The sequence below is a fragment of the Micromonospora sp. NPDC004336 genome, assembly GCF_053602615.1.
The window spans coordinates 1-12,335 of record NZ_JBSGDY010000176.1 but is presented as its reverse complement, the minus strand read 5'-3'; the positions used below and the strand labels follow the sequence as shown (position 1 = coordinate 12,335).

The window sequence follows — 12,335 nt, the reverse complement described above, 5'->3', positions numbered from 1 at the left end:
TCCCTCCGCGCCGCGTCGGCGCGCGTCCGCCCTGCTGCGGTCCCGCCCGCCGCCGCCCCCGCCGCGGCGGGGCCCCCCCCCCCCCACTGCGGGCGCTGTCGAGCTGCCCCACCTATGGGGCAGTGCGTTGGGTGCTTGGTGCGCGCCGACGGTTCGGTCTGCGGTGGGAGCCCGATTTGCGATCCGGGCTCCGGCGTGTGCCGGTGTCCTGTGCCGCCGGTGTTCCGGCGCATCGGGTGTGTGCCTGGTGTCCGGTTTCAGGGTGTGACCGGGGGCATCGTGGGCGCGGAATCGTGGGCGGCCGGGGTTCGTTACATCATGCGTACGGCCGAGTAAGGGCACGTCACCGCCTGCGGGCGCGGGCGTGGCCGGGCCCCCGGAATGATGGCGGGCCGGTGGTCGTTACACATGGTCCGGCCGACGCGAGGGCGTCCCCCGCCCCGCGACACGGGCCACCCCTCCGGCCCCGCGCGAGGCCGGTCTGACTTCTTCCCGGCAGCCATTGCCGGATTCCCCCCGAGTTCGTTTTGAGCGCCGGACGGTGCTTGCACCCGTGTGTCCGATCCCCCTCGGTCGTGGGTGTCTACCCCCGAATGGAGCCCATCGTGAACACGATCATGCGTAAGAGCGTTCTGGGTATCGCTGGTCTGGTCTTCGCCGGTGGTGTGTTCGCCGGTCCGGCCGCCGCCCACGCCACCCCGGTCGAGGCCGCTGCCCCGGTCACCGCCGTGGCGGTGGCGGACAAGCAGGGCGTGGACAAGGCGAAGCTGATCCCGCACGGCGTGCAGGGCGCGCAGTCGCGTATCGACCTGTCGGACGAGCAGGTCGCCAACGTGAAGGCGATCGTGGCGGCGACGAAGAAGGCCGGCATGGACGAGCGTGCCGCGGTCGTGGCGATCGCCACCGCTCTGCAGGAGTCGAAGTTGGAGAACCTGGGTCATCTGGGTGAGCGCAACGACCACGACTCGCAGGGCCTGTTCCAGCAGCGCCCGTCCAGCGGGTGGGGCACGGTCGAGCAGATCACCGACCCCGAGTACTCCACCACCGCCTTCCTCAAGGGCCTCAAGCAGGTCGACGGGTGGCAGGACATGCCCCTGACGAAGGCCGCGCAGACGGTGCAGGTGTCGGCGTACCCGGACCACTATGCCCAGTGGGAGCAGCAGGCCGCCGACCTCGTCGCCGAGCACTGGAACAGCTGACACACACACGAACACGACCGCTGGCCGGTACCCCGCACGGGGTACCGGCCGGTCGCGTCTCCGAAGCCGGGGCCGGGGCGGGGGACGACCGGCAGGTCGTGGCGTGTCCCGGGCGTACAGTCGGGCGGTGGAGCGCACCGAGAAGATGCCCGCGGAGACCCGGCCACCCGGCGTGGCCGCCGTCGATCCCGGCAGTGTCCTGTTGCCCGGCCACGACGTGCCGTTGGGCCGCTACACCACGGTGCGACGGCTGCTGCCGCAGCGCCGGCGGCGGATGGTCGGCGCCTGGTGCTTCGTGGACCACTTCGGGCCGGACGACGTCGCCGAGCGGCCCGGCATGGAGGTGCCGCCGCATCCGCACACCGGGCTGCAGACGGTGACCTGGCTGCTCGACGGGGAGATTCTGCACCGCGACAGCCTCGGCAACGTCCAGCCGATCCGACCCGGTCAGCTCAACGTGATGACCTCCGGGCACGGCATCGCGCACTCCGAGCGCTCGCCGGAGCGGCATCCGCCGCTGATGCACGGCGTGCAGCTCTGGGTGGCGCTGCCGGATCCGGCCCGCGCCGGCGCGGCCGACTTCGCCCACCACGCCGACCTGCCGCGCTGGCGCGACGGCGAGCTGGACGTCACGCTGCTGGTGGGCGAGCTGGCGGGCGAGCGGTCGCCGGCCGTGACGCACACCCCGCTGCTCGGCGCGCAGTTCGAGCTGCGCGGGCCCGCGGCGGCCACGCTGCCGCTGCGCCGCGACTTCGAGTACGGGCTGCTGGCCATGTCCGGCGCCGCCGAGGTCGACGGCGTGTCGGTCGCGCCCGGGGCGCTGCTCTACCTCGGCGCCGGCCGGGACCGGCTCACCCTCGCCGGCGAGCCCGGCAGCCGGCTGCTGCTGCTCGGCGGGGCGCCCTTCGAGGAGCCGCTGGTGATGTGGTGGAACTTCGTCGGCCGCTCGCACGAGGAGGTGGCCGCCGCCCGGGAGGACTGGATGGCCGGGCGGCGCTTCGGCGCGGTCGCGGACGACCCCGCTCCGCCGCTGCCCGCCCCCGCGCTGCCCACCACGCGGCTCAAGGCACGCGACCGCAGCGGCGGCGTCCTCGGCTGACGCGGGCAGGCGTGGCCGGCCGTCGCGCGGGTAGTCGCCGGCATGCCGACCAGTGCCGTCTCCACGATCGAGGACAAGAAGCGTCTGGTACGCCGGCTCGCCGGCGGCGGGCGGGGCTTCGCGGAGCAGTACGGCTTCCGGGTCACCAACAACCCGTCGAGCCTGTTCCAGCTGCTCTGCCTCGCCGTGCTCCTGGCCCGCCGCGGCGACTTCCGGCGCGCCCTCGACAGCGCGCACGCCCTGCCCGGCGCGGGCTGGGACAGCGCGGCCCGACTGGCCCGCTCGCTGCACGCCGACCGGGTCCGCGTGTTGCGCGACAGCGGCCAGCGCGGCGACGTCGACGCGCTCGCCGACACCCTGGGCGACCTGGCCCGCGCCGTCGTCGGGCGCTACCGGGGCGACCTGCGCCGGTTGCGCGCGACGGCCCATCACGACCCGGCCCGGGAGCGGGAGCTGCTCACCGAGCTGCCCGGCGTGGACGGCGCGGTGGCCGACCTGTTCCTGCGCGAGGCGCAGGCGTTGTGGCGGGAGGTCGCGCCGGTCGCGGACCGCAGGGCGCTGGCCGCGGCCCGCCGGCTGGGGCTGGGACGCTCCGCCGACGACCTCGCCGGGCTGGCCGGCAGCGGCGAGTCGGAGCGCCTCGCGTGGCTGGTCGGCGCGCTGGCCCGGGTCGACCTCGAGCAGCGGTACGCGGAGCTGACCCGCTGACGCGCGGGGTGCGCTGGCCCACACTTCGCCGGATATCCCCCGAACGGGGGATGGCGTGTCGTACGCTGGTTGCGGCAGCGATGCCCGCCCGGTTCGGGCGAACATCAACCGCCTGGCGGTCGCGGCCCGGTTCGGGCCCGGCGACCGCCGGTCAGGTTCTGCGTGGCGCCCCGGTCGCGGTTCGCGGCTGGGGCGCCCGCCTGTCCGGCGGCTTCCGCCTCATTTCGCCAGACCGGCCAGCAGGTTCACCGTCACCGCGATGATGAACGCCCCGAACAGGTACGACAGCATCGAGTGCCGCAGCACCGTGCGGCGCATCTCGTTGCTGGTCAGCGCGGTGTCGGAGACCTGGAACGTCGCCCCGACGGTGAACGCCAGGTAGGCGAAGTCGGAGTAGCGCGGCGGCTCCGGCTGGTTGAAGTCCACCCCGCCGTCCGGCCCGGTGTAGTAGACCCGCGCGTACCGGGCGGCGAACACGGTGTGCACCACCGACCACGACAGCAGCACGGTGAGCACGCCCAGCCCGCCGTACACGTTGCGACCGGCCGTGGCGGGCGACGCGTGCGCGCGGGTCACCACGATGCCGACGGCGAGCAGGCTGGCCAGGCAGGCGGCGAGGAGCAGCACGTCGCGGGCCGCCCGGTTGGGGTCCTCGTACACCGCCAGCCTGGCCGTCGAGTCGGCGTCCATCGGCCACAGCTTGCGCCAGACCAGCACCAGCCAGCTCAGCGCGGCGGCGTCCCAGGCGACCAGCGGCGCGACCGCCGGCGCGACCGCCAGCGCGGTGACCCCGCCGGCCAACAGCCCGACCGCGCCCATCACGGTGAGCTGGACCACGACCGGGGGATGCCCGGGCGGGGGCGCCGTCACCCGTCACCCGGGCGGTCCCGCCGCGCGGGGGCGGCGCCGGTCGGTCGAGGCGCGGGCAAGGCTCAGATGCCGCGCAGGTGCTGCGACACCCGCGGGTGCCGGTCCCGCGCCTGCGCCGCCCGCTGGGACGGGCCGACCTCGGGCGCGGCGTCGATGCCCGCCGAGCGGGCCACCTCGTTGCCGTTGGCGTAGTCGACCGGCGGCAGAGCCCGCAGGGCCCGCAGCACGTCCGGCGGGGCGCCCTCGCGTTCGGCCTCGCGTACCACGTCGTCCTTCCCGGCGGGATAGTCCAGGCTCGACAGGTACTGCAGCACGTCGGCGTAACTCGCCATGGTGTCGGCTCCTCCGGGCATCGATCCGGTCACGACCGGCGGCGGTTACCCGTCCGGCGGCCCGCCACGCGCCCGCCGCCGGGGAAATCCGCGGTCGTTTCCCGGTCGGCGCACCGGGTACGCGCAGGCCCGACGCAGCGCGAAGGAGCACCGGATGAACTACGACACCTTCGTCGACCAGGTCGCCCAGCGCACCCGCACCTCCTCCGAGCAGGCGGTGGAACTGACCCGGGCGACGCTGGAGACCCTCGCCGAGCGGCTGACCGGCGGGGAGGTGCTGGACCTGGCGGCCCAGTTGCCCAAGCCGTTGCAGCTGGTGATGAAGCCGAGCCCGCGCACCGAGTCGGCGGAGCGGTTCGGCGCGGCCGAGTTCGTCGCGCGGATCGCCGTGCGCGCCGGCGTCGACGAGGCGGCCGCCCGGGACGCCGCGCGGGCGGTCTTCACCACGCTCCGCGAGGCGATCACCGGGGGCGAGTTCGACGACGTGGCCACCCAGTTCCCGCGCGACTACCGGAAGCTGGTGGAGCCCGCGATGGCCCCCGGCGCCACCCTGCGCCGCTCCTGACCGGGAGGCGCCCGCCGCGCCCTCCGAAGGCATCCGCGCGCCGGGGCATCCTGACCCGCCCGGCCGACCCGGAGATGGCCGCCGCGCCCGCCGGGGCACCCGCGCGCCGGGGCGCGCTCGTGGCCGTGCGGCCCTCGCCTCGCGGTCAGGCGACCGCGCGGGCGGCCCGCAGGTCGGCGACCCGACCCGCGTCGAAGCCGGCCTCGGCCAGCACCTCGTCGGTGTGCTCGCCGGGCTGCGGCGGCGGGCGCCGCAGCGCGGTCGGCGTGCCCGAGAAGCGGGGCGCGGGGGCCGGCTGGGTGACCCCGTCCCGCTCCACGAAGGTGCCCCGCGAGGCCAGGTGCGGGTGATCCGGGGCCTCCCGCCAGTCCAGCACCGGCGCCACGCAGGCGTCCGAGGAGCCCAGCAGCGCCGTCCACTCGTCCCGGCTGCGGGTGCGGAACAGGCGCGCCCACGCCCGGCGCAACGCCGGCCAGTTCGCCGGGTCGGTGCGGTCCAGCGCCTCGTCCGGGTGCAACGGGAAGCCGCTGCGCCGGACCAGCTCGTCGTAGAACTGCGGCTCCAGCGCGCCCACGGCCAGGTAACGGCCGTCGGCGCACTCGTACGTGTCGTAGAACGGGGCGCCCCCGTCGAGCAGGTTCACCCCGCGCGCGTCCTGCCACATGCCCAACCGCCGCAGCGCGTGGATCTGGGTGCTGAGCACCGCCACGCCGTCCACGATGGCCGCGTCGACCACCTGCCCGCGCGCGCCGCCGCGCACCGCGTACAGGGCGGAGACCAGGCCCAGGGCGAGCATCATCCCGCCGCCGCCGAAGTCGCCGAGCAGGTTCATCGGCGGCACCGGGCGCTCGCCGGCCCGCCCGATGCCGTGCAGCGCCCCGGTCAGCGCCACGTAGCCGATGTCGTGCCCCGCGTACGGGGCCACCGGGCCGTCCTGCCCCCACCCGGTCATCCGCCCGTAGACCAGCCGCGGGTTCACCGCCAGGCAGTCCGCCGGGCCGACGCCGAGCCGCTCGGTCACCCCCGGCCGGAAGCCCTCGACGAGCGCGTCGGCGCCGGCGACCAGCGCCAGCACCACCTCCCGGCCGCCGGGGGACTTCAGGTCCACCCCGATCGAGCGGCGCCCCCGGTTGAGCAGGTCGGGGTGCGGGCTGCCGAACGCGCCCGGGTCCACGTCGGTGGCCCGGTCCACCCGGACCACGTCCGCCCCCAGGTCGGCCAGCATCATCGCCGCGAACGGCCCGGGCCCGATGCCGGCCAGCTCGACCACGCGTACGCCCGCCAGCGGGCCCGCCGCCACGTCCTCGACCATTGGCACACCATAGGCGCCGCGCGTTTGCGTCGTAAGGGGCCGGGAACCCGCCGGCCGAGACGCGGGGGAGGTGGCGTGGTCGACGACCGGATCAGGGTGGCCATGCTGCACGGTCCCGGCCGGCCCGACGCCGACGGCGTCAGCGACTACGTGACGCACCTGGTGGAGGCGCTCGACGGGGTGGGCGTCGAGGTGACCCCGGTGCCGGTGCGCCCCGACGGGGAGCGGGGCCGCTGGCGCGGCGCCACCGCCCGGGCCGCCCGCCGGGTCCGCGAGCTGGCGCCCGACGTGGTGCACGTGCAGTTCGCGCCGTCGGCGTACCGGTTCTCCGGGCAGCCCGGCCTGCTGCCGTGGCGGCTGCCCCGGCGGGTGCCGCTGGTCACCACCCTGCACGAGTACGGCTGGTGGGCCTGCCCGCGCTGGCTGCCCGGCCGGCTCTGGTCGGTGGCGGAGCGGGCCCGCTGCTGGGACCGCGAGTCCGGCCGGCTGGTGCCGGCCAGCGCGGCGGTGATCGTCACGAATCCCGGCCACGGCGACGTGCTCCGCGCGCGCACCGGCCGCGCCGCCACGCACATCCCGATCGCCCCGAACGTCGCCGACCACGTCGGGGCGGCCACCGCCGGGCAGCGGCTGCGGGCCGAGCTGGGCCTGCCCGAGGGCGCCCCGCTGCTGGCCTTCTTCGGCTTCGTGCACCCGGTGAAGGGGCTGCGGTACCTGATCGAGGCGCTGCCCGAGCTGCGGCGCGCCCACCCGGACCTGCGGCTGCTGGTGGTCGGCGGCTTCACCTCCCAGGCGCTGCCCGAGGACGAGGCGCGGGCGTTCCGCGCCGAGCTGACCGGGCTGGCCCGCCGGTGCGGGGTGGCCGACGCGGTCACCTTCACCGGGCACCTGCCCGCCGAGCGGGTCTCCGCCGCGCTGCACGCCGCCGACGTGGCGGTGCTGCCGTTCACCGCCGGGGTGAGCACGAAGAGCGGGGCGCTGCTGGCCGCGCTGGCGCACGGCGTCCCGACGGCGGTCACGCTCCCCGACGCCGGCGACGACGAGCTGCGCCGCGGCGGGGCGGTGGCGGTGATCGCCGGGCGCCGGGACAGCGCCGCGATCGTGCGTACCGTCGGCAAGCTGCTCGCCGACCCGGTGCTGCGCCGCCGGCTCGCCGAACGGGGGCGGGCCTTCGCCGCCGCGTACTCCTGGCCGAGGGTCGCCGCCGCGCACCGCGACCTCTACGCACGGGCGCTGGGGCGGGCCGGTGCCTGAGACGTACGCGGACATCCTGGTGGTGGACCTGCTCGGCGGGATCGGCGACCTGCTGATGCTGCTGCCGGCGGTGCACGGCCTGGCCCGCCGCAACCCCGGGGCGAGGCTGCGGGTGCTCACCCACGATCCGGGCGCCGACCTGGTGCGCGGCGACCCGGCGGTGGCCGAGGTGGCCACCCCACGGCACGGCCGTCCCGGCGCCGAGCGGGAGGCGGTGGCGGCGGCCCTGGCGGCACGCCGCCCCGACCTGGCCGTCAGCACCACCCGGTACGACGGGATCCCCGAGCTGCTGGCGGCCGGCGCCGGGCGGGCGGTGACCAACCTGTGGCGCGACCCGCCGCCGCACCAGCCGGTCGGGGAGCGCTACCTGGAGATCCTGCACGCCGAGGGGCTGCTGGCCGCCGCCGACCGGTCGGCCCGCCCCCGGGTGCACCTGACCGGCGGGGCGCGGCGGGCGGGGGAGCGGGCGGTGGCCCGCCTCGTCGGGGAGCCGCTCGCGCCGCCGGTGGTGCTGGTCACCGACGCCGGGATGGCGGTGAAGCGCTGGCCCGGGCGGCACTGGCGGGCCCTGGCCGGTGCGCTGACCCGGCGCGGCCACCCGGTGCTCAGCGTGGGCCCGGTCGACCCGGCCGCGCCGCTCGGGGTGCCGCTGCCCCGCGCCGACCTGCCCACCCTCGCGGGGCAGTTCGCGGCGGTGGGCCGGCGCGGCGGGGTGGTGGTCGGGCCGGACACCGGGCCGGTGCGGCTCGCCGCCGCGGCCGGCGCCCCGACGGTGGCGCTGTTCGGCCCGACCGACGCGCGGCGGTACGGGATGGGCGGCGCCGACCTCCAGGGGCTCCCCGGCTGCCCGCACCGGCGCCCCACCGCGATCACGGAGCAGCCCTGCTGGTGGGAGGCGCGCTGCCCGCTCGACGCGGCCGAACCGGCGTGCCTGGCCGCCCTCGACGTCGACACGGTCCTCGCCGCCGTCGCCACCCGCTGACCACCGCCGCGCGCCCCGTTTGCCGTGCCCGTTGAGCCTGCCCTAACCTTGGTCGCACGAGGGGAGTACTTCCCACGAACCATCCCGGTCAGTACGGCGCGCCCGGAGCGTGCCTCGGGTGGTTGCCCACGAAAGGTGGGTGAAGGAGACCTCGAACATGACAGGGTGTTCGAGGAGGCTTCATGTCCGATTTGCCGTACCTTGCCGCGACCGAGATCCAGTCGGTGGGCACGCCCACGCTGTGGGGCGTCACGATCGCCGGCGTCGTCGCCCTGCTGGTGCTGGACTTCCTGGTCACCCGCCGGCCGCACGAGGTGTCGATCCGGGAGGCGCTCGGCTGGTCCGCCTTCTACGTCGCCCTGCCGTTGGCGTTCGGCGCGTGGATCTGGTCCCGCTACGGCTCCCAGCAGGGCGTGGAATACCTCACCGGTTACCTGGTGGAGAAGTCGCTCTCCGTCGACAACCTGTTCGTCTTCATGCTGCTGCTGGCCGCGTTCGCGGTGCCGGCGGTGCTCGCCCAGCGGGTCCTGCTCTACGGCATCGTCGGGGCGCTGGTGCTGCGGGCGGTCTTCATCGCCCTCGGCGCGGCGGCCCTGCAGACCCTGGACTTCGCCTTCCTGCTCTTCGCGATCATCCTGATCCTCACGGCGGCGAAGCTGCTGCGCGACGCCCTCTCCGGGCACGAGCAGGAAGTCGACATCAACAAGATGCGCTCGGTGAAGGTGCTGCGCAAGTTCATGCCGGTCACCGACGACTACCACGGCACGCGGATGACGGTGCGCCTCGGCGGGCGGCGCACGCTCACCCCGTTCGCCCTCGTGGTGGTCGCCATCCTCGCCACCGACATCGTCTTCGCCGTCGACTCGGTGCCCGCCGTCTACGGCATCACCGAGGACCCGTACCTGGTCTTCGCCACCAACGCGTTCGCCCTGCTGGGGCTGCGCGCGCTCTACTTCGTGCTGCACGCCGCGCTGAGCCGGCTGGTCCACCTCAGCTACGGCCTGGCGGTCATCCTGGCGTTCATCGGCGTCAAGCTGGGCCTGCACTGGGCGCACGGCATCTGGCCGGGCGTGCCGGAGATCCCCACCCTGGCTTCGCTGGGCGTCATCATCGGCGTCCTGGTGATCGTCACGCTCACCAGCCTGCGGGCCACCCGCGGGAGCGTGGGCGGGGAGAAGGAGGTCGTGGTCGAGCGGCACTGAGCCGTCACCCGGGGCGGTGGCGGTCCGGCCGACCGCGCCTGCCCGGCCCACCCCGGGTGGTACGACTGACGGGTGGGAATCGTGTCACCGGGCTTCCAGGGCCGGCCCCGCTCGGCGGAGCCGGCCCTGCCGCCGGGGCAGTACCTGACGGAGGACTTCCCGGTGCTCTCCGCCGGCCCGACGCCGAAGGTGCCGGTGGAGACCTGGGAGTTCGTCATCTCCACCGAGTCCGGCGCCGAGTTCCGCTGGAGCTGGGACGAGCTGATGGCGCTGCCCCAGGAGACCCCGACGGTGGACATCCACTGCGTCACCCGCTGGTCGAAGCGCGACACCGACTGGCAGGGCGTCTCCCTGGACACGCTGCTGGAGGGCGTCGACACCGACGCGCACCACGCGCAGGCCCACTCGTACGGCGGCTACACCACCAACCTGCCGCTGGCCGACCTGCGCGGCGGGCGGGCCTGGGTGGCGCACCGCTACGCCGGCGGCCCGCTGCCGGCCGAGCACGGCGGCCCGGCCCGGCTGCTCGTGCCGCACCTCTACTTCTGGAAGTCCGCCAAGTGGGTGCGTGGCATCCGGCTCACCACGCGGGACCAGCCCGGATTCTGGGAGACCGCCGGCTACCACGACTACGGTGATCCGTGGCGTGAGCAGCGGTACCAGGGCGATTGACCGGGCCGCTGCGGTGGCGGGTGGCCCGGCTCGCCGAGCGCCGGGTGGAGACGCCGACCGCGCAGACCCTCGTGCTGGAGGCCCCCGGCTGGCCGGGGCACCTGCCCGGGCAGCACCTCGACGTGCGGCTGACCGCCCCCGACGGCTACCAGGCGGCCCGGTCGTACTCGCTGGCCGCCCCGGCCGACGGGGACCGGATCGCGCTGACCGTGCAGCGGGTGCCCGACGGCGAGGTGTCGCCGTACCTGACCGACGTCTACGCCGAGGGCGACCCGGTGGAGGTGCGCGGCCCGGTCGGCGGCTGGTTCGTCTGGCGGCCCGAGGAGACGGCGCCGGTTCTCCTGGTGGCCGGCGGCTCGGGCGTCGTGCCGCTGATGGCGATGGTGCGGGCGCGCCGCGCCGCCGGCAGCCGGGTGCCGTTCCGGCTGCTCTACTCGGTGCGCACCCCCGCCGACGTGTTCTACGCCGACGAGCTGCGCGCCCGCGTCCGCGACGACCACGGCCTGGACGTGGCGTACGTGTACACCCGGGCGGCGCCGGAGGGCTGGCGGGGCGAGCCGCACCGGGTCGGACCCGCCGACGTGAACACCCACGGCTGGCCGCCCGAGCTGGAGCCGCTCTGTTACGTCTGCGGCCCGACCGGGTTCGTGGAGACCGTGGCGGACCTGCTGGTCGGGCTCGGGCACCAGAGCCGGCGGGTGCGGACCGAACGGTTCGGCCCGACCGGCGGGTAGAGGAGGAGTGTGCGATGACCGAGCTGTCGTACCTGGACGGCAACATGCTCGACGGCCCGCTGCGGGAGGTGTTCGCCGTCGACCTGAGCGCCGCCACCGGGCGGTGCGCGCACTGCGGCGCGCTCGGCCCGCTGGCCGGCCTGCGGGTCTACTCGCACGCCCCCGGCCTGGTCGCGCGCTGCCCGAGCTGCGCCGAGGTGATGCTGCGGCTGGTCCGCTCGCCCGACCGGGCCTGGCTGGACCTGCGCGGGGCCACCTTCCTGGCGGTGCCGATGCCGCCGGACCAACCGCACCCGGGCCCGCTGTGAACGCGGGTCCGCGCGCGGGCGGGGCGACACCGGCAGCGGGAACGGACGGAGGCGGGAACGTGGCGGAGGACCTGCGGGCGCGGTCGGCGCGGGAGGTGTTCGAGGACCACCTTCGGCTCGCGGCCGAGCACCGCTTCGCGGAGGACCTGGCGCGCAACGTGTCGCCGTCCTGCGTGGTGCTGGAGCGCCGGGGCGTGTTCCGTGGCCACGACGGGGTCCGGGAGCTGGCCCACTGGCTTGAGGAGGAGCTGCCCGGCGGCGGCTACACGTACACCAACAAGCTGGTGGAGGGCCGGATGGCGTTCCTGGAGTGGACCGCGGACGCCGACGGCGCGCGGGTCCTCGACGGGGCGGACTCGTTCCTGATCGAGCAGGGCTGGATCGTCGCCCAGACCATCCACTACACGGTCGAACGCGTCGACGGCGGCTGACGGCCGCGTCGGGTGCGGGCAATCGACTGGACATCGCCGCCCGCGACGGTCAGGGTTGTCCGCCGTGAGATACCTGCGCACGGCCGGGCCGGTCGGCATCCGCCGGCCCCGCCCCGCCGACGAGGCCGAGTTCACCGCCGCGGCCCGCCGCAGCCGCGACCTGCACCATCCCTGGCTGTCGGCCCCCGACGACCCGGCGCGGTACGCCGCCTACCTGGCCAAGATCCGCCGGCGGGACCACGCCGGCTACCTGATCTGCGACCGGGGCTCCGGCGCCATCGCCGGGTACGTGAACATCAGCGGGATCCTGATGGGCGCGCTGCGCGGCGGCTACCTCGGCTACGCGGCCTTCCTGCCGTACAGCGGCACCGGGCACGCCTCGGCCGGCATCGGCCTGGTGGTCGCCCACGCCTTCGAGGCGCTCGGCCTGCACCGGCTGGAGGCCAACATCCAGCCGGGCAACGAGCCGTCCCGCCGGATCGCCCGCAAGCTCGGCTTCCGGCTGGAGGGATACTCGCCCGACTACCTGTTCATCGACGGCGCGTGGCGCGACCACGAGCGGTGGGCGATCACCGCCCCGGCCCGGACCGCGGCGACGTGACGGTGGCGGCCGGGCCCGGCCGCCACCCCGGCCCGGGTCGGCGCCCGGGCCGGCGCGCCACGCGGC

The 12,335-nt window shown here is 75.8% G+C and carries 15 protein-coding genes; 12 read left to right on the top strand and 3 right to left on the bottom strand.

Features of this window, described 5'->3' with window-relative positions:
- Nucleotides 1–605 precede the first annotated feature (605 nt).
- The 3 genes from ACWENR_RS26120 (at nt 606) to ACWENR_RS26110 (ending at nt 3,006) form a co-directional block, all read left to right on the top strand.
- Nucleotides 606–1,199: a hypothetical protein gene (locus tag ACWENR_RS26120; protein ID WP_452279603.1), complete on the top strand. Its 594-nt coding sequence runs from the start codon at nt 606–608 to the stop codon at nt 1,197–1,199.
- A 127-nt stretch (nt 1,200–1,326) separates the two neighbouring features.
- Complete coding sequence (locus ACWENR_RS26115) at nt 1,327–2,298, top strand: pirin family protein (RefSeq protein WP_452279602.1); 972 nt, start codon at nt 1,327–1,329, stop codon at nt 2,296–2,298.
- A 42-nt stretch (nt 2,299–2,340) separates the two neighbouring features.
- Nucleotides 2,341–3,006: a hypothetical protein gene (locus tag ACWENR_RS26110; RefSeq protein ID WP_452279601.1), complete on the top strand. Its 666-nt coding sequence runs from the start codon at nt 2,341–2,343 to the stop codon at nt 3,004–3,006.
- Nucleotides 3,007–3,225: 219 nt separating this feature from the next.
- Here the strand turns inward: ACWENR_RS26110 and ACWENR_RS26105 are convergent, their stop codons facing one another.
- Both ACWENR_RS26105 and ACWENR_RS26100 read right to left on the bottom strand, forming a co-directional pair.
- Nucleotides 3,226–3,843, bottom strand: coding sequence for a DUF1345 domain-containing protein (locus ACWENR_RS26105; protein WP_452279600.1), 618 nt, complete (start codon nt 3,841–3,843; stop codon nt 3,226–3,228).
- Nucleotides 3,844–3,938: 95 nt separating this feature from the next.
- On the bottom strand, nt 3,939–4,208 hold the full coding sequence (locus ACWENR_RS26100; RefSeq protein WP_452279599.1) for a DUF2795 domain-containing protein: 270 nt from the start codon (nt 4,206–4,208) through the stop codon (nt 3,939–3,941).
- A 154-nt stretch (nt 4,209–4,362) separates the two neighbouring features.
- Between ACWENR_RS26100 and ACWENR_RS26095 the strand changes: the two genes are divergently transcribed.
- Complete coding sequence (locus tag ACWENR_RS26095) at nt 4,363–4,773, top strand: DUF2267 domain-containing protein (RefSeq protein ID WP_452279598.1); 411 nt, start codon at nt 4,363–4,365, stop codon at nt 4,771–4,773.
- A gap of 145 nt (nt 4,774–4,918) precedes the next feature.
- Here ACWENR_RS26095 and ACWENR_RS26090 read toward each other — a convergent pair whose 3' ends face one another.
- Nucleotides 4,919–6,085, bottom strand: a complete 1,167-nt coding sequence (locus ACWENR_RS26090) for a CaiB/BaiF CoA transferase family protein (RefSeq protein ID WP_452279597.1) — start codon at nt 6,083–6,085, stop codon at nt 4,919–4,921.
- 75 nt (nt 6,086–6,160) lie between these two features.
- On the opposite strand from ACWENR_RS26090, the gene ACWENR_RS26085 reads away from it, so the two are divergent.
- From ACWENR_RS26085 to ACWENR_RS26050, 8 genes are all read left to right on the top strand, one after another.
- The gene (locus ACWENR_RS26085) at nt 6,161–7,339 is read left to right on the top strand and encodes a glycosyltransferase family 4 protein (RefSeq protein ID WP_452279596.1); all 1,179 of its coding nucleotides are present in this window, start codon (nt 6,161–6,163) and stop codon (nt 7,337–7,339) included.
- The gene (locus ACWENR_RS26080; RefSeq protein WP_452279595.1) at nt 7,332–8,321 is read left to right on the top strand and encodes a glycosyltransferase family 9 protein; all 990 of its coding nucleotides are present in this window, start codon (nt 7,332–7,334) and stop codon (nt 8,319–8,321) included. Before ACWENR_RS26085 ends, ACWENR_RS26080 begins: the two co-directional genes overlap by 8 nt.
- A 182-nt stretch (nt 8,322–8,503) precedes the next feature.
- Entirely contained in the window at nt 8,504–9,523 is a 1,020-nt protein-coding gene (locus ACWENR_RS26075) for a TerC family protein (RefSeq protein ID WP_452279594.1), read from the top strand.
- Nucleotides 9,524–9,604: 81 nt separating this feature from the next.
- Nucleotides 9,605–10,195, top strand: a complete 591-nt coding sequence (locus ACWENR_RS26070; protein WP_452279604.1) for a sulfite oxidase-like oxidoreductase — start codon at nt 9,605–9,607, stop codon at nt 10,193–10,195.
- The gene (locus tag ACWENR_RS26065) at nt 10,192–10,929 is read left to right on the top strand and encodes a ferredoxin reductase (protein WP_452279593.1); all 738 of its coding nucleotides are present in this window, start codon (nt 10,192–10,194) and stop codon (nt 10,927–10,929) included. The genes ACWENR_RS26070 and ACWENR_RS26065 overlap by 4 nt, the downstream gene beginning before the upstream one ends.
- A 14-nt stretch (nt 10,930–10,943) precedes the next feature.
- Nucleotides 10,944–11,237, top strand: coding sequence for a DUF6510 family protein (locus ACWENR_RS26060; protein ID WP_452279592.1), 294 nt, complete (start codon nt 10,944–10,946; stop codon nt 11,235–11,237).
- Nucleotides 11,238–11,296: 59 nt separating this feature from the next.
- Nucleotides 11,297–11,668 carry a hypothetical protein gene (locus ACWENR_RS26055; protein ID WP_452279591.1) on the top strand — a complete coding sequence of 124 codons (372 nt, stop codon included), beginning with the start codon at nt 11,297–11,299 and terminating at the stop codon, nt 11,666–11,668.
- 64 nt (nt 11,669–11,732) lie between these two features.
- Nucleotides 11,733–12,269 (top strand): GNAT family N-acetyltransferase, encoded by a 537-nt coding sequence (locus ACWENR_RS26050; RefSeq protein WP_452279590.1) that lies wholly within the window; start codon nt 11,733–11,735, stop codon nt 12,267–12,269.
- Nucleotides 12,270–12,335: the final 66 nt, after the last annotated feature.